Raw genomic sequence first — 16,510 nt, 5'->3', positions numbered from 1 at the left:
CTTATTCTTTAATAACAATCCATTTGTTTGTTCGGCTAATCCTTTTTGGAGAGGTACCGAGTATTAAGGGGACCGCATCCAATTCCTTTCGACGAAATCCAGCTGTGTAAAAATAAGAAGATGATACAGGCGTATCTTGATCCGATATTGAGGCAAGTACCTTTAATACATTTTGCAAATGTTTCCGATTATCACCGTTCTTTATATGCAACAATCCATTATCTTTTACGCTATTGATCCATACTTCAAATGAACAGTTTTGCATAAGCAGCTGTTTACATATGCCTGCCGTTAATTCAATTAGTTCCTCTGTATCATTTCGCAAAGAAACGCCACTTTTATTTTGTAAATTGAGATAAATCGCATATTTATCAGATTGTGTCCGTTCGTATTTTTTTGCAGTTATCGTCCCTGTTTTTGCTGTTGCGCCCCAATAGATGGAACGAAAATCTTCATTTTCATATGATTTCACTCCCATTACTTTCGTTTCATCATATAGCGGAGACGACATTGCTTTTCGAAATCCACGTGACCATTCTTGTAATTCAGGGACTTGTATTTTCGGAACAGCTGGTAAGACTAAATATGACGGCGTATCAACTTGACTATATGTTATGTGGTTTGCTATGAATCCAAAAAGATCAGTAATAACGATTTCAACTTCTTCCCATTTCGCAATACCTCTTTTTAACGCTACAGCTTGTAAATCAAATGAAACTGTCTCTCCTCCTTTTATATTGAAATTCAAATAATAATTTGAACCTGTACTATGATTTTTGTTTAGTTCATCATGATTCCAAGTTAACTTATTTTCACATTTAAATCGAAATACAATATTAAAAATAGGAAATATCGAGTTGTTTGAAATTTTTATTTTGCACGTATTCGTTTCACCTATAAAAACGTTCGAATTCCCTTGATTGTATTCCCATTCAACACGAGACACTCTACGTATGTATCCATGCGTGGCTCCTATTAACATTAAATATAAAAATACGAGAGATAAAATGAGTAGATTACTTGAAAATATACATAAAATAACAGCTACAACTGACATAACCCCTATTACGAAAAGTTCCGCTAACGATGTATACACAAGCTGTTGCTTCATCATACATTCTCCACTGGCACATCAACTGTATGAAGAATTTCGTTTATTATTTGTTCTTTTGTCGTTTTCATCTCCCCTTCTATCGTCAACGTTAATCGATGAGCACAAACTGATGTTGCTAGTAGCTTTATATCATCTGGCGTACAGTAATCTCTTTCATTTAATATCGCTCGCGCTTGAATCGCTCTCATAAACGCCAATGTACCTCGTGGGCTAACACCAATTTCAATCAGATCATGCTTACGCGTCGTCTCAATGATTTCAAGAAGATAGTCTTGCACATCATTTCCTACTAACACTTCCCTTGCACGTTTTTGTATATTAATAATTTCTTCAGTTGAAATAATAGAATGTAGTGCTTCTAGAGGATCATTCGTTTGAAATCGTCTCATCATTTCCTTTTCTGCTTCTCTTGTTGGATAACCTTGACGTATAGTGAGTAAAAATCGGTCTAATTGGGCGTCTGGTAGAGGAAATGTGCCAGCTGATTCAAGAGGGTTTTGTGTTGCTATAACTAAAAAAGGATTTGGCAACGAATATGTATGCTTCGCGATCGTAACGGTACGTTCTTCCATAACCTCAAGTAACGAAGATTGCGTTCTTGGTACAGCTCGATTAATTTCATCAACTAATACTATATTTGCAAAAATAGGTCCTAATCTCGTTTTAAATTCTGATTCTTTCACATCAAAATATTCGAGACCAATAACATCACCTGGCAAAGTATCAGCTGTGAATTGAATTCTTTGAAACTTAGCATCCACGCTTTTCGCTAAACTTTTTGCTAATGTTGTTTTTCCAGTACCGGGGACGTCTTCTAATAAAATATGTCCTCTTGCTATAAGAGCTATAGCTGCTAGTTCAATCGATTCATCTTTTCCTATGATTACCTTTGAAATATTGTTGATAATTTTTTTAAATGTACCCATACATCTACCCCTATCTATTATCCTATATTTTATTTCACTAAATTCCCCCAGGCATTTAGGCTAAAGGTACCCATTATGTACCCATGACTGTTGACTATAATAGCTTGCGGAGCAGACCTTATACTGTAAACTACACCAGTTTACAGCATAAGATAGATTATATTACTCTTGATATAATTTCTGAAAATTAAAATAATAATTCATTCCAAATTATAACATTTTATGATTTGGAATGCTATTCTATGTGATTGTAGTAGAACGTCTTGCGCGGCAGTTTTGAGGTGTAGTATTGGTGAAAATCCACATCCTTATGTAGGATTATAGTTGAGTTCAGTGAACTACCTTCTAAATTCAAGGTTTTCAGTAATTTTATCTGCAATTTCAATAGCAAACTTTCTTTCTTGTATACGATAATTGAATTTTGACTCCTGCCGTATGGCTACTTCCACCTAAACCTTGACAATGTGAAGAAAACTTATCTCAAAGCTGAAATGTTGTAGAATCTAGAATCCAAATATAGTATATGCTATTTTTTTATTGTCTTATGTAGCTTTTTTAGAAACGTCTCAACTTTGTTCAAAACATCGCGTCTTTCTTAAAATAACATCCATTTTACGACCATACAAAAAACGCCATCCTTTCCTATACTTCTACAGAAAGAATAACGTCTATTTTTCTTAATGGATGGTGTAAAACCTTAGCTTTATGGAGATGGGCATGTATGGTGACCCCTTATAGAAAAAAGTATAGAATGGGCGTTCTATACTTTTTTAATTTATATATGCACTAACTTTTGCTATCTTCAATCAATGCACACGCATTTCCCATAAATTTTTCTCTAGCAAACTAGAATTATAATTAGGTGCTAGTACGATGTTTGTATATGTTCCTGTCCCTGAAAGGTATTTGTACCTATGTTTTAACCCCGATGGAATAAAAACAGATGCTGGACTTTCAATTATTTGCAATTCCCCTTCAATTTCCACTTCACATATGAGACCTGTACCATCTATTCTAGTCCCCCAGAAAATAAAGGCACTATCACAATGATGTGCGTGAATATCTACATGTCCTTCTAAGTTCTCATCCATATGTGCATCGTAAAATACACGCTGTATCACATAAAATGATGCTCGTTCATCAGTTCTATAATCCATCTGTACCCAACGTTTTCCTGGACCATCTCGATGATATAAAAGCTCAGATGCTCCCTTTACAAATGGTTTACTAACTCGCAAAGACTTTGAAAGCCTAGACCCTTTTCTCTCTATACGTTTTTGTTGTATGTTCCTTACTCTTCCTATCATTTCTGGCTGAATGCCCTCGTATGCTGAGTAATTCTGCTGAACAGCTTTCATATGATAGGGTGCGGTATGTGTAAATATATTTTTCCCAATAATTGGTCTCCAATGATCTACTTTACAACCAGTAGCTAATTGAAGTGATTGAGTTAATTCAGGAATCATCTGTAGTTTAAAGTACGGAAGATTACGCTTTTGAGATAATAAAACGGATAAGTTTAGCAGGTCAACAATCCCTGCACGTTCACCTATTCCGCACAATGTGGTATCAATGACAGATGCCCCTGAATCGATTGCAGCAAGAGCATTTGCTAGGGCTAATCCTAAATCATTATGAAGATGAACTTCAATCTCACAATGGAATGTCTCAACAGATTTCTTCACGATTTCCGCACACTGACTTGGTTCCCAAATTCCTACAGTGTCTGCTAAACTAATTCGGTCTGCTCCTGCTAGATTTGCAACCTTTCCAATGTAGGCGATATCTTCCCATTCAGTTCGTGAAGCATCCTCAATAGTAAAACGGATTTTCATCCCTAAAGATTTTGCTTCTTCAATTGCTTGTTTCACTTGATCGATGACGTAATCTTTTGAGCGATTACTATACTTTGTTTGTAAAGAAATTGAATTAATAGACGCCCATATTCCTATCCAATTGGCACCAGCCCGATAAGCCGCATGAACTTCTTCATTTGTAGCTCGAGCATGCATAAGTATTTCGGCATGCTTTGCAGATGCTGCAACTTCTCGGCAAATCTCTTCTTCTTCTTCAGAGATGCCAGGGTGTCCAACTTCAATAAGACTTACTCCAAAATCTTCTAACATGTGAAGTAGTTTAATTTTGTCTTCCTTGGAGAAACGAATACCACATTGTTGTTCTCCTTCACGTAAGGTAGCATCTAATATTGTTAAACCCTTTTTCATTCCTGTTTGCCTTCTTTCGCTTCTATAAAGTTTAATGTCTGTTCAAATAGGGTATTACGATTCTTTTCATAAAGAGCCCAGTGTGTTGCATCAGGGATTACTACCTCTTTTTTTTGTTTTGTACTTGTTAATTTTGACATCATATTTCGGTCTGCAAATATGTCATCTTCACCATAAATAGCAAGTACTGGGACAGTAATTTTAGATACATCATATAGAGGTTGATTTTTCCAAATATAAAATAAATCTTTAAGTGGACCAACCGGTCGACGAATCATTTGATTATTTTTCTTACTCATAGGATCTGAATCAATAAAAACTTGTTTTACGGCATCCATTGCTTCATTTGTAACAATTTTTTTATTTCCCATCATCATATGCCAATGATGCATTCCTTTATCAAAGTCCACCATTTGATAGGCTGATGCTTCAGGATTAAATTGATTAGGTTGTAATGGATTTTCAAGAGGTTTTGTCATCATAGGAAGCGTAAATCCATGCATATATCCGTATAACACCATTTTATTAATATCTTGTGGATGGGAGATCGCATAATTTCCAGCTACAACGCCTCCATAGGACCATCCAACAATATGAATTTTTTTTACGTTTCTCTTCTTTTTAATCCAATTTACAATTGTTTCTAGATCCTTAGTTGCATCATTCAAATGAATAACCGGACGGTTTTGGGAAGGAGAATCTGACATTTCTTTAGGGCGAGAAGAACGACCAAACCCTCTGAAATCCATAGCCCAAGTATCATACCCTTTTCTGGCATACTCATCCATCCACGACAGTTTCGGTACATCAAATGCTTGAGCTGTAGGTACACTAAATGGTTCTAAAAATAAGATAATTTCATCAGATGTATACTGTTTTTTATTATTTAAGTTTTTATGAAGTAAAAATAATTTTTCTTCTCCTTGCTGAATTTCTAATTCTTGTTTTACCACTTTAGAAGTTTGATCATTTTGAGAAGTTTCTTTGATATTAGAACAACTAGACATAAGTATTATCAAAAAAATCCCTACTAAACTAATATGTGCCCATTTTATCTTCATTTAGAATATCCCTTTCATTTCATAGAAATAATAGCTATTATCCCTGCCGCAATAATTAATCCGGCTGGTAACCCTTTTGTAAATAATACGGCAATAAGAGTACCTATTAAGACACCTAGCAATATCGTAGGATTCATAGGTAGAACTCCTACACCTTTTCCTCCTATGTATGACACAGTAAAACCTGCTAGAATGGATCCTAATCCAATAGGAGAGGTAATTAATTTTATTACATTTTCACTTGTAATTTTCCCAGATGTAATTGGTACTAAAAGGAATAACATCAGAAAGAAAATACCAATTGGAAAAGAATATTGTTGAATAAGATGTAATAAAGTTTTTTGTCCAACAGCAAGTACAACTCCTAATAAACAAGCCGCACCAGCTAGGGCATAATCCTTTATTAGCAGGGCGAGTGCCACAATAATTCCGAGTAACAAAAAAGGAAACATATTCTTTTCCCTCATCTATAGTGTTGTATAATCCCAACTACCATTTTCCGGTACAGAAACTTGTACCATATTCTGATTTGCAAGGTTAATTTGAATTAAATTTGGACTTATTATAGGTTTTAGTTCTTCTCGATTTATCATAAATTTAAATGCTTCAAAGCTTGCTAGAATGCCTACTATATTCGCAACAGGAGAGAGTACCGCCCATGGCCGATTTTTTTGTACATAACTATTCGCCCAGTTCTCATCCGCGCCGTACGTGACAGAATGAAGAGCACGCCCATCTTTTAATTTATGAATTTCATCTTGGATTTCTGTTGTTAGCTCTTGTTGATAAGACGGATATCCTAACGCAATTTCATAGGGTGTAGAGTCAGGAGTAAAAGACATGACGCCACCTCTAAATGGAGGCGTAACCGCAATCCAAATTGAAGGAATTCCTAAGGTCTGAGCTGTACGATGGATGATTACTCTTGCTACTAAATTATCAGTCGCATCTATAATGACATCTGTATTTGTTAGAAGTCCCAATGCATTGTCCTCTGTAACAAACTCTTTTGTTATTTCTATTTGTAATGATGGGTTAATGTCTTGCAAAACTTCTAAAGCCACCGCTGCTTTTTGCTGTCCTAATTTACTGATGGAACTTAGCATTTGTCGATTGATATTACTTGTTTCAAATATATCTTGATCAATAACATGCAAAGAACCCACACCCATTCGTGCCAATTGGATGAGTGTAATTCCTCCTACGCCTCCTGCCCCAACTACAGTAACTCGAGAATTTTTTAATTTCTCCTGCTCCTCTACAGAGATGACACCAATATTTCGCGTAAAACTTTCTTCATATATATTTTGCATATCATTATTTTTTGTTAACAAATTATATTCCTCCTTACAGTGTTTTATAATCCCATCCACCCTTTGGGACTTCTTTTACTTGAACCGGAATATGACTATCTAAATCCATTACAATGCCTTTAGGCGCTCTAGCTAGAGGTTCACGACCAGTTAAAACTTGTATTGCTTCATGAAAACTAAATAGCGACAATAGATGAGCACGCATCGGTGTGATAATCCACCCTGCTTTTCCATCACAAAAGTCTTGTGCCCACTCTTTCGGTGCGCCTTTCTCCACAGAATACCAAGCTCGACTTTTCTTTATATCAGCAATCTGTTGTCTTAATTCTTGATTTGTTAATTTGCATCCGACACTTGAGATGTTTAATGCTTCTTCATAAGGAATTCCGGTTGGAAAAAATGTAGAAACAAATCCTCGTGTGGGGGGGCTACCTGACATCCCGACACTTGGTATACCCAATTCCCTAGCTGTTCTATGTATAATAACTCTTGAAGGCATATCATCGACGGCTTCTACTACAACATCGTGTCCTTTTATAAGTTCAATTACATTATCCTCATCTACTCTTGTTTGTATAAAATTTGTTGATATATAGGGGTGTATATCTTTTACAACTTGTTCTGCAACCTTTGCTTTTGGTTCACCTAACACACTAGAAAGCGCTAACATTTGTCTGTTAATATTAGAAACTTCAAATTCATCGGGATCAACACCTGTAATATGCCCTATTCCCATTCGAGAAAACAGAATCGCTTCATATCCACCTACTCCCCCTAATCCAAAAATAATGACCCTCTTCTCTCGAAGGCATTCTTGTTCCTGTTTAGAATAAACCCCTATATTCTTCTTAACCATTTCCCAATAATATGAATCCATATCCATTTTAAAATCTCCTTTCTATGTAGTAACTATTTCAAGAAACATTGCTTATGAAATAACTGCTATATATAAAAATAAGATAGATTTATGGCATTTTTGTGTGTTATTTGAAAAAAATGTGAAAAGACTTTCAATTCTTACTTTTCACTTCTTTTTTTTGAGTGAGTTATTATATATTAATCTACCTGGTTCTGGTGCAAAAACTTTGAAATATATGAAAATGGTCTATCAAACTTGGACATACTGATACTAGCACTCTAAAAAAGGATGTGATTGGTATGGAAAAGCAAAATCTGTTCAAGTGGAAACTGAATTTTTATACCCGCTGTTTGAGCACAACCACCTGACCCAGGATACACACTAGATAAATACTTTGGCACCAGAAAAATCGTTGCATCTAAAATACGAATTCGTTGAAAATAAGCGATTGAAGAACTAGGGATCATTGATGTTTCACAAATTTTACTTTTTAAAGATGAAAATTTACATTCTTTTGTTTTTGGGGCGTTATCAACTTAAGACATTCTGTTACCCCCAAGTACAAAATAATGGGTTCCCAGCGGGAACCCATCTAATTACTTCCTTTTAATAATCGCAAACCATTTAAAATAACGAGAATTGTGCTTCCCTCATGACCGATAACGCCAAATGGAAGAGCTAAAAATTGTAAAAAATTCGAACAAATGAGCATTGCAATTACTGTCAGTGAAAAGATAACATTTTGTTTTACAATACGATTCATTCGCTTTGATAAACGAATTGCTTGAGCAAGTCGAGAGAGTTCATTTTTCATAAGAACAACATCTGCTGTTTCTAAAGCAACATCTGTTCCTTCTCCCATAGCAACACCTATACTTGCTGTAGCAAGTGCAGGGGCATCGTTAATCCCATCACCAACCATAGCAACCGTACCATATTTTTCTTTCAGTCGTTTGACTGTTTCTACTTTTGTTTCTGGTAAGCATGATGCATAGTATTCTTTTATATTACTTTCAGTTGCAATTGCTTTTGCTGTTTGTTCATTGTCGCCAGTAATCATAATTGCTTCTACACCAAGGCTTTGTAAATCACGAATTGCGGCAATCGTTTCTTGTCGCAATGTATCTTTCAAAGCAATTAAACCAAGAATTCCATCTTCGTCACTAATGTGCACGACTGTTTTTCCTTCTTGCTCGAGCGTATTAGCAATACCATTATGAAACAAATGTGCTTCTTCGCCGATAAAATCAGCCTTTCCGATTTTATAAGTTTTATTTTCAAGTACTCCTTTCAAACCAAATCCAGTTACATCCTCTACTTTTTCTGGTTTCGTCAATGTAATGTCATATGCGTGCTTTGCATATTTAACAATCGCTTCTGCAAGCGGGTGTGTTGAATGACTTTCTATAGAGGCTGTAATATACACTACCTCTTGCTCTGATATTCCATCACGTACATAGACATCCGTTACAGAGGGTTTTCCTTGTGTTAATGTGCCTGTTTTATCAAAAGCGATTGCTTTTACAGAAGCAAGGCGTTCTAGGTGGATTCCGCCTTTAAACAAAATACCATTTCGTGCTCCGTTAGAAATCGCAGATAATGTAGCTGGCGTAATCGATGCAACGAGTGCACAAGGAGATGCAACAACGAGTAAAATCATAGCTCTATAAAATGTTTCATTCCAACTCCAATCTAATAAAAGGTGTGGAACAAACATCATAAGAACAACAACGATAAGCACACCTTTTACATAGGTTCCTTCAAATTTTTCAATAAAAAGCTGTGATGGTGATTTTTCACTTTGAGCACTTTGTACAAGACGAATAATTTTTTGGAACAAGGTTTGATCGCTTCGTTTCGTAATTTTAACTTCAATCGCACCACGTAAATTCACAGTTCCAGCAAATACTTCATCACCTATTGTTTTCCCATTCGGGATAGGTTCCCCTGTAATGGCTGCCTCATCAATATTTGTTTCACCAGCATGAATAATACCGTCAGCAGGCAAGCGTTCACCTGGCTTGATTAAAATAATGTCGTCAATTTGTAATTGATCTACGGAAATACGTTCTTCCATTCCATTCGAAATACGTAAAGCTTCTTCAGGTTGTAAATCTAACAATGCTGAGATTTCTTTTTGGCTTTTACTTAGTGTATAAGTCTCCATTGCACCACTTAATGCAAAAATAAATATTAAAACTGCACCTTCTGCCCAGTAACCAATGCTAGCAGCACCAATAGCAGCAAAAAGCATTAACATTTCAACGTTTAAATCTTTTTCCTCAATCGTATCTGTAATACCTTCTTTAGCTTTTACGTAACCCCCAGTGAGATATGCAAGAATATAAAAGATAATCCCAGCTGTTGTTACTTCGCTTTTGGTTAACATCCAACCGGCTAAAATGAAAATACCAGATAGAATAGCAAGGATTAGTTCATGGTATTTTTGCCACATTTGTCCCCACGTTGAATTAGAAATATTGTTATCTTTCGATAATGTTTTTCCTTCTGTGTTCATTCTTATTCGCTCCTTTTTCATTTTTATTGAGAAGAAGAATCAAAATCGAAATCCCTATAAAACAACGAAAGCTGCCATCCATATGGATAGCAGCTTTTTAAATAACCACACACAGTGTAGTTATTCGTTTTATAGTTATTCTCTATTACTATAGCATAGATTATTCCTATTTGAAGATGTTTTTTAATAAGATATAATGACAAAAAATATACCATTGTAAATCCCAAAAAAGATTGCCTCCTATTTTTACAATGGCTATTATTTTGATTAGAAATTAAATAAGTCTCCGTTATCTCATGCCCATCAAGATAAGATTTTGAAGTACCCACTAAGCAAAAATTTCACTTCTCTACAGTTAGTTATTTAAGAGAATTCAGCTTATTTTTTCAATTTGGGGGTATTTAATTTTGTTAGCTTGATAACGATGTAATCATACCCCACTATGTAAATTTATAATCAGTTAATTTCTCAATATAATTTGTGCATATGATTCCATTCAAAGATACAAAATATCTAAGTAACTATTTATAATTACATTGTTTTTATATCTAAATTCACAAAGGAGCTACATAACATGGATAAAAAAAATCTATTAAGTCAACAACTTGACCACGTATCATCAGATGCTCTGAATACTCCTAGTAAGGCTCAAGAACAAATGCAAGAAACATCTCAAGAGGCACATAATCCAAACAACACCGATATTAAAAAGACAGGCATTACTCAAGATTTACATGGCGTGGACTTACCAATTTCAGACGTATATAGAACAACGAACAAAAAGTAAATTTTAAAGGGAAAAATCTTAAGAACGAGTGAACTTAATTTTTTTCCCTTTTCCTATTCAAATAACTATTTTATGAAGCTTTTAAATATCTGTTTTCCCTTGCACAATTACACATCTTTTCCATTCCTTCTTCTAGCCGCCTCCAATGAGTACAATACAATCCCGCATAACCATTTCGCCCATTTGAATTATCATTACCAAATATAAAATCCGGGAAATCTCTAATTAACCCCCACACCGTTCCGCCACTTGAGAAGTATCTGCATTGCTTCTTGTCATACGCATTGGAATAGTGGTCAACGAACCATAGATTTCTACCAACATGTTTAAAATGAGCTGTTCTATTTTCATCTTCATAATGAAAGATATCTTTTTCGTGATCTGCTAAGTAACTAAGAAGTGAATTTACGATTTCAATGCGTTTTTGTTTGTCCATCTCCCATTCCCCTTTACGAATAATCTTTTTTATATTACACATACTACCTCAGAACCGACTTCCCACCGGCTTCACTCTTTTCAAAACGGGGATTTCTCCTCCGTGTCATGCACAAACGGCGGTTAACCTAGTCAGTTACCTGCCGTTTGTACATATAAACGTTTATATTTTTTTGCTAAGTTTTTATCTAATTTATAAGATATTGATTCATTTTTTGTTTTTGATTCTAGATTTGTGACTTTTTTAGTTAAATACTCATAAATTAGTATAAATACTGTAGGGAAGCAAGTAAGAATGAAAATACAAATCGAATTCATCGACTTTATTTTCTAATTGAGCTGTACCACGAATCGTAGATATAAAAAAGATGACTTTAGCAAAAGTCATCTTTTTTAGGGTTTAGTTCAAAGCTCCCAAGGATTTCTCTTATTTTTGTACTAGCTCTCCATTATACACTTGAACATTTAACGGAGCAGTTAAAAACTGTGATGCTTTACTAACGAAAGATGTGAAGTGTTCACTCGCATTATGGCTCGCAACTGCGGATTCATCTTTCCATACTTCTACCATCGTATAAACACTTTCTTTTTCTGTATTTCTATATAAATCATAAGATACATTTCCACTTTCTTCTCTTGAACCATGAATTAGTGGCTGAATTTCTTCTAAAAATGATTGTTGTTTTGCTGGATCTACTTGAAATATTGCGTGAATAATAATCATGATGTTTCCCCTCTCATATTCCATATATTTCTAAGATCTTATAAGATTACTTCCACTCAGCAACTTTGTCAATTGGAAGACGTACTGATTGGTAACCACTGTCAGCAGCTTTCCCGATTGAAATTAACATAACTGGTACGTAACGTTCTTTATCTAATCCGAATGCTTCTGCGATTTGGTCTTTTTCAAATCCACCAATTGGGCAAGTGTCATAACCGTGAGCACGAGCTGCTAGCATAAATTGCATTGCTACAAGACCACCGTCAATTAGTACTGTATCTTTCATTACTTCTGGTGTAACCATTGAGAAGTAACCTGAAAGTCTTTTCATTTGATCTTCTTTTACTTCAGCTGGCATTAAACCGCGCTCAACTGCTGTACCGTAAATTTCTTCTGCGTTATCAAAGTTGTTTAAGTCACCAAATAAAGCAATCATCGCTGAAGATGTTTCTACTTGAGATTGATTAAATTTAGCAAGTGGCGCAAGTGTTGCTTTTGCTTCTTCACTTTCAATAACTAAGAATCTCCATGGTTGCATGTTTACTGAAGACGGTGCAAATGTTGCTTCTGTAAGAATTTCTGTCATTTCTTCTTTGCTAATTTTCACTGAAGTATCGTACTTACGAATTGAACGACGTCCTGTTAAAATTTCGTTAAAATCATTTGTTTTTACTGAGTTAGTCATAGTTGTATTCTCCCTTTTTTTTATAATTCTTTTATATTTTCTTGAATGCGATCTAACATAGTTAAAAGATTATCGCGTTCTTCTTCACTTAATCCTTTAAATGCTGAAGCGGCAAAACGTTCTTTTTCCTCTTGAAACACTTGAATTTTATTTCTTCCCTCTTCAGTTAGAGAAACTAAAGTAATTCTGTTATCATCTGGATTTTTACGTCTTGTAATCATTCCGTTTGCCTCCAGCTGTTTTAAATGCCTCGTAATTGCGGCATTATCAATATTCACTTCTTGCTGAAGTGCTTTTTGACTAATTTCATCTACTTCATATAACTGCAGTATGAGTTCTAGTCTAGACTGACTCATACCAGTACACCCTTCAAACTTCGAACTTACTTCTTTATTGAGGAAGTGTAATTTATATAAAATAATCGCTTCTTTTGAGCATGAACTTGTCAAATTACCCCTCCTTTACATTCAAAACAAAAATGTTTGATGCATCAATAGTTGATATGTCAATTAATATAATTGATAACAATTTAAAATGCAAGCATTTTGTTTTCGTTCTTATTTTTCCAAATTAAGGCGCTTTGTCGCGTTACAAAAAATGTAAATTACATTATAATAGTAATAATTTAAATGACTGGAGAGTGATTGTAATGCGGCAATTCACAAATAGAAAAGAGGAAATGAAAATGGAAAACGAAATGAGGATTTTAATATATGCCAACTATAAATATAGGGATTGTCGCGCACGTGGACGCTGGCAAGACGAGTTTGACTGAGCGTATTCTTTATGAAACGAATGTGATTAAAGAAATCGGTCGAGTAGATAGCGGAAATACACATACTGATTCAATGGAATTAGAAAGACAACGAGGAATTACAATTAAAGCATCTGTCGTTTCTTTCTTTCTTGATGATTTAAAAGTAAATGTCATTGATACACCTGGACACGCTGATTTTATCGCTGAAGTGGAGCGATCATTCCGCGTTTTAGACGGTGCGATTTTAGTTATCTCTGCCGTTGAAGGTGTGCAAGCACAAACAAAAATCTTAATGCGGACATTACAGAAACTAAACATACCGACTGTTTTATTTATTAATAAAATTGATCGTAGTGGCGCAAATACTGAAAAAGTTGTGAAACAAATAAGAGAAACTCTTTCAAATGAAGTATTACCCTTCTATGCAGTTGAAAACGAAGGAACAAAACAAGCTCGCATTATTGAATATGAATCATATGAAGATTGTATTGAACTACTAGCAACATATAACGAATCATTACTTGAATCGTATGTAAATAACGAAATTGTACCGGACGCACTATTAAGAAAAGAACTAGAAAAGCAAATACAGCGAACAAATGTATACCCTATCTTTTTCGGTTCAGCAATGACAGGTATAGGGATAACTGAATTACTTGAAAATATTTCAGCTATGCTTCCCGCGGATACATCATCGCATTGTGAAGATGATACATTATCCGGTGTTGTTTTTAAAATTGAACGTGAGTCTTCTGGCGAAAAGATAGCTTATGTAAGAGTGTTTTCTGGTAGTTTACACGTTAGAAAACATGTTGATATTCAGCGTAGTAAGTCTCTAACACATAAAGAAAAGATTAAAAAAATGTGTATTTTTCATAATGGCAATGCAGTTCAAACTCCTACTGTTCAAAGTGGAGATTTTGGTAAGGTTTGGGGATTTAGCGATATTAAAATTGGTGATATTATCGGAGAACGGACGAATCATATTAAAGACATTCAATTGGCCGAACCACAAATGGAAGCAGCCATTAAAGCAATGCCTAAAGAAAGAAATCATGATTTATATGTAGCTCTTATGGAACTATGTGAAGAAGATCCGCTCATTAAAGTGTGGAAAGACGATGTTCATAGTGAACTATATATTCGCCTTTTCGGTGAAGTACAAAAAGAAGTTATCGAGACAATGCTTCATGAAAAATACAATCTACAAGTTACTTTTTCAAATACGCGAGTTGTTTGTATTGAAAAGCCAATCGGAATAGGAAATAGCATTGAAGTAATGGGTGAAAAGGCGAATCCTTTTTACGCAACAATCGGCTTCAAAATTGAACGAGGTGAGCTTAGCTCTGGCATAACGTATAACTTAGGTGTTGAGCTTGGATCACTACCTTTAGCGTTTCATAAAGCAATTGAGGATACTGTATTTCAAACATTAAAACAAGGTTTATACGGATGGGAAGTTACTGATATTCTAGTCACGTTAACTCATACCGGTTATGCAAGCCCTGTGACAACAGCGAGCGACTTTAGAAATTTAACTCCGCTCATTTTAATGGATGCTTTGAAACGAGCTGGAACATGTGTATTTGAACCAATAAATGAATTTGAATTAACTGTTCCAGAGCATTCAATTAGTACAGCGATGTATAAACTAGCTGCCATTCCAGCTACTTTCGCAGAGCCTATATTGCATAATGATTCTTATCACTTAACTGGATCATTACCTGTTGCGAAAACGGAAAGCTTTAAGCGACTACTACATTCATTTACTGAAGGTGAAGGTATCTTTACAACTAATCCTTCTGGTTTCACTGAACTGAAGGCTCCTTTCCCTACTCGAAAACGGGTTGACTTTAATCCGCTCAATCGGAAAGATTATTTACTTCATGTGTTGAAGGCTTATTAAATAAAAAAGAGGTGCAAATTGCACCTCTTTTTGCATGTATTGAAAACTTAAATTAGTTTGACCTAACAACTTCTTCTAGTTTTTCTATTACTTTTGCTATAGCTACAATTGAATTCTCTGTTTCAAATTCTCCAACATTTAAAGAGTGGTTAGCGTTTTTAACAACCTCAATCTTTAAATTCGATTGATCTAATTGTTCAATTTGATTTGCATTGAATTGATGATCTTTGTCTCCAATTACTAAAAGCCCTTCGTGATGACTATGTAAGATTGACTCAAAAATCGAATGATACGTCAGTAGAGGTGTAATTAATAGCATTTTTGACTGTAGGTATTGCTCTCTCTTCATTAAATCATTTGCAATCGGGATTGTTCCGAGTGATTTTCCTAAAAACATCAAATCGCTATACTGCCCACTTTTTAATACTTCATTCATTATAGGATTAATATCACCCATCATCACTTTCGTTATTTCTTCCATTGGTTGTTCCATTAATTGTCCATCGTAGGAATAATGAATATGTACTACATCTATTTTATGTTCAAGCATTAACATTGTTGCATAATAAAATAATGGCTTATCATAATTGTAGCCTGAACCTGAGAACATAAAGCAAATTGTATTAGAACCTTTTTCGATATGTGTGTAACGCATTACTTTATCATCTATATGTATCTCTTTTTTAGTCCCCTTCACCGTTTTCCCCTCCGAATACGTTTACTTTTGTAAAACGATATGTTCTGTATGAATTGATAAATCCTTTACTTTCTCTTTTATAAACGCTGGTTGTAAGTTATATGCATCTAACTCTTCTACCGGCACCCATTTAAACATATAAGTTCTACCCTCTTCTTCCAAAATATATTGACCCGCTCCATTCGCTGGCAATTCATGTAGCTCTACTTCATAATAAAAACTAATTTCATGAAACTTCCGCTCAGAAAGTGTAAAGAAATTTTCTACTGACCATATTAATCTCTTCACTTCAATAGGAACGCTTAGTTCTTCTGCAAGCTCTCGTTTTAATGCATCTTCACTATTTTCTAGCATTTTTACACGGCCACCTGGTACGTACCAAAAATCTTCACCGTCACCTTGCAGAATTAGTATTTTATTACCTTGTTTACAAATTGCTCCGACGCGGTAATTAAAACATGTTTTTTCTACTTTAAATGTAAGATCCACTATTTTGTACCACC

The 16,510-nt window shown here is 34.9% G+C and carries 16 protein-coding genes and 1 pseudogene; 2 read left to right on the top strand and 15 right to left on the bottom strand.

Annotated elements, in window-relative coordinates; all coding sequences use genetic code 11:
• Window position 1: 1 nt before the first annotated feature.
• From MR109_RS20770 to MR109_RS20730, 9 genes and pseudogenes are all read right to left on the bottom strand, one after another.
• Entirely contained in the window at window positions 2–1,111 is a 1,110-nt protein-coding gene (locus MR109_RS20770; protein ID WP_242273726.1) for a DUF58 domain-containing protein, read from the bottom strand.
• The gene (locus tag MR109_RS20765; RefSeq protein WP_242273725.1) at window positions 1,111–2,040 is read right to left on the bottom strand and encodes an AAA family ATPase; all 930 of its coding nucleotides are present in this window, start codon (window positions 2,038–2,040) and stop codon (window positions 1,111–1,113) included. Before MR109_RS20765 ends, MR109_RS20770 begins: the two co-directional genes overlap by 1 nt.
• A gap of 806 nt (window positions 2,041–2,846) precedes the next feature.
• Entirely contained in the window at window positions 2,847–4,265 is a 1,419-nt protein-coding gene (locus MR109_RS20760) for a homocitrate synthase/isopropylmalate synthase family protein (protein WP_242273723.1), read from the bottom strand.
• The gene (locus MR109_RS20755) at window positions 4,262–5,326 is read right to left on the bottom strand and encodes an alpha/beta hydrolase (RefSeq protein WP_242273722.1); all 1,065 of its coding nucleotides are present in this window, start codon (window positions 5,324–5,326) and stop codon (window positions 4,262–4,264) included. Before MR109_RS20755 ends, MR109_RS20760 begins: the two co-directional genes overlap by 4 nt.
• Window positions 5,327–5,340: 14 nt before the next feature.
• On the bottom strand, window positions 5,341–5,778 hold the full coding sequence (locus MR109_RS20750; RefSeq protein WP_002172501.1) for a DUF441 family protein: 438 nt from the start codon (window positions 5,776–5,778) through the stop codon (window positions 5,341–5,343).
• A gap of 15 nt (window positions 5,779–5,793) precedes the next feature.
• Entirely contained in the window at window positions 5,794–6,660 is an 867-nt protein-coding gene (locus tag MR109_RS20745; protein ID WP_002172502.1) for a HesA/MoeB/ThiF family protein, read from the bottom strand.
• 13 nt (window positions 6,661–6,673) lie between these two features.
• Window positions 6,674–7,522, bottom strand: coding sequence for a HesA/MoeB/ThiF family protein (locus MR109_RS20740; RefSeq protein WP_002172503.1), 849 nt, complete (start codon window positions 7,520–7,522; stop codon window positions 6,674–6,676).
• Window positions 7,523–7,827: 305 nt separating this feature from the next.
• Window positions 7,828–7,992 (bottom strand): annotated as a pseudogene (locus MR109_RS20735) (IS4 family transposase); the annotation flags it as partial.
• Between the two features lie 98 nt (window positions 7,993–8,090).
• Entirely contained in the window at window positions 8,091–10,016 is a 1,926-nt protein-coding gene (locus MR109_RS20730) for a heavy metal translocating P-type ATPase (RefSeq protein WP_242273720.1), read from the bottom strand.
• Between the two features lie 574 nt (window positions 10,017–10,590).
• On the opposite strand from MR109_RS20730, the gene MR109_RS20725 reads away from it, so the two are divergent.
• Window positions 10,591–10,803 carry a hypothetical protein gene (locus MR109_RS20725; protein ID WP_002172511.1) on the top strand — a complete coding sequence of 71 codons (213 nt, stop codon included), beginning with the start codon at window positions 10,591–10,593 and terminating at the stop codon, window positions 10,801–10,803.
• Window positions 10,804–10,873: 70 nt separating this feature from the next.
• Here the strand turns inward: MR109_RS20725 and MR109_RS20720 are convergent, their stop codons facing one another.
• The 4 genes from MR109_RS20720 to MR109_RS20705 form a co-directional block, all read right to left on the bottom strand.
• The gene (locus MR109_RS20720) at window positions 10,874–11,239 is read right to left on the bottom strand and encodes a hypothetical protein (RefSeq protein ID WP_242273719.1); all 366 of its coding nucleotides are present in this window, start codon (window positions 11,237–11,239) and stop codon (window positions 10,874–10,876) included.
• A gap of 426 nt (window positions 11,240–11,665) precedes the next feature.
• A complete protein-coding gene (locus tag MR109_RS20715) occupies window positions 11,666–11,962 on the bottom strand; it encodes a putative quinol monooxygenase (RefSeq protein WP_025147872.1) in 297 nt (98 codons plus the stop codon).
• A 46-nt stretch (window positions 11,963–12,008) separates the two neighbouring features.
• Entirely contained in the window at window positions 12,009–12,647 is a 639-nt protein-coding gene (locus MR109_RS20710; protein WP_242273718.1) for a nitroreductase family protein, read from the bottom strand.
• A 20-nt stretch (window positions 12,648–12,667) separates the two neighbouring features.
• Complete coding sequence (locus MR109_RS20705; protein WP_002172515.1) at window positions 12,668–13,096, bottom strand: MarR family winged helix-turn-helix transcriptional regulator; 429 nt, start codon at window positions 13,094–13,096, stop codon at window positions 12,668–12,670.
• Window positions 13,097–13,360: 264 nt separating this feature from the next.
• Here MR109_RS20705 and tet point away from each other — a divergent pair, with 264 nt between their 5' ends.
• Window positions 13,361–15,310 (top strand): tetracycline resistance ribosomal protection protein, encoded by a 1,950-nt coding sequence (tet, locus tag MR109_RS20700; RefSeq protein ID WP_242273716.1) that lies wholly within the window; start codon window positions 13,361–13,363, stop codon window positions 15,308–15,310.
• A 52-nt stretch (window positions 15,311–15,362) separates the two neighbouring features.
• Here the strand turns inward: tet and MR109_RS20695 are convergent, their stop codons facing one another.
• Both MR109_RS20695 and MR109_RS20690 read right to left on the bottom strand, forming a co-directional pair.
• The gene (locus MR109_RS20695; RefSeq protein ID WP_242273715.1) at window positions 15,363–16,007 is read right to left on the bottom strand and encodes an alpha/beta hydrolase; all 645 of its coding nucleotides are present in this window, start codon (window positions 16,005–16,007) and stop codon (window positions 15,363–15,365) included.
• Window positions 16,008–16,028: 21 nt separating this feature from the next.
• Window positions 16,029–16,496 carry an NUDIX hydrolase gene (locus MR109_RS20690; RefSeq protein ID WP_242273714.1) on the bottom strand — a complete coding sequence of 156 codons (468 nt, stop codon included), beginning with the start codon at window positions 16,494–16,496 and terminating at the stop codon, window positions 16,029–16,031.
• Window positions 16,497–16,510: the final 14 nt, after the last annotated feature.

The organism is Bacillus cereus group sp. BfR-BA-01310, from assembly GCF_022664325.1.
Lineage (GTDB): Bacteria > Bacillota > Bacilli > Bacillales > Bacillaceae_G > Bacillus_A > Bacillus_A paramycoides.
Note: the sequence above shows the minus strand (reverse complement) of the source record. Positions and strands in the feature narration are given on the sequence as shown.

Excerpts from the sequence above, each read along its gene's own strand:
- MR109_RS20770 (WP_242273726.1), bottom strand. The coding sequence starts at position 1,111 with ATGAAGCAACAGCTTGTGTATACATCGTTAGCGGAACTTTTCGTAATA.
- MR109_RS20765 (WP_242273725.1), bottom strand. The coding sequence starts at position 2,040 with ATGGGTACATTTAAAAAAATTATCAACAATATTTCAAAGGTAATCATA.
- MR109_RS20760 (WP_242273723.1), bottom strand. The coding sequence starts at position 4,265 with ATGAAAAAGGGTTTAACAATATTAGATGCTACCTTACGTGAAGGAGAA.
- MR109_RS20755 (WP_242273722.1), bottom strand. The coding sequence starts at position 5,326 with ATGAAGATAAAATGGGCACATATTAGTTTAGTAGGGATTTTTTTGATA.
- MR109_RS20750 (WP_002172501.1), bottom strand. The coding sequence starts at position 5,778 with ATGTTTCCTTTTTTGTTACTCGGAATTATTGTGGCACTCGCCCTGCTA.
- MR109_RS20740 (WP_002172503.1), bottom strand. The coding sequence starts at position 7,522 with ATGGATATGGATTCATATTATTGGGAAATGGTTAAGAAGAATATAGGG.
- MR109_RS20730 (WP_242273720.1), bottom strand. The coding sequence starts at position 10,016 with ATGAACACAGAAGGAAAAACATTATCGAAAGATAACAATATTTCTAAT.
- MR109_RS20725 (WP_002172511.1), top strand. The coding sequence starts at position 10,591 with ATGGATAAAAAAAATCTATTAAGTCAACAACTTGACCACGTATCATCA.
- MR109_RS20720 (WP_242273719.1), bottom strand. The coding sequence starts at position 11,239 with ATGGACAAACAAAAACGCATTGAAATCGTAAATTCACTTCTTAGTTAC.
- MR109_RS20715 (WP_025147872.1), bottom strand. The coding sequence starts at position 11,962 with ATGATTATTATTCACGCAATATTTCAAGTAGATCCAGCAAAACAACAA.
- MR109_RS20710 (WP_242273718.1), bottom strand. The coding sequence starts at position 12,647 with ATGACTAACTCAGTAAAAACAAATGATTTTAACGAAATTTTAACAGGA.
- tet (WP_242273716.1), top strand. The coding sequence starts at position 13,361 with ATGCCAACTATAAATATAGGGATTGTCGCGCACGTGGACGCTGGCAAG.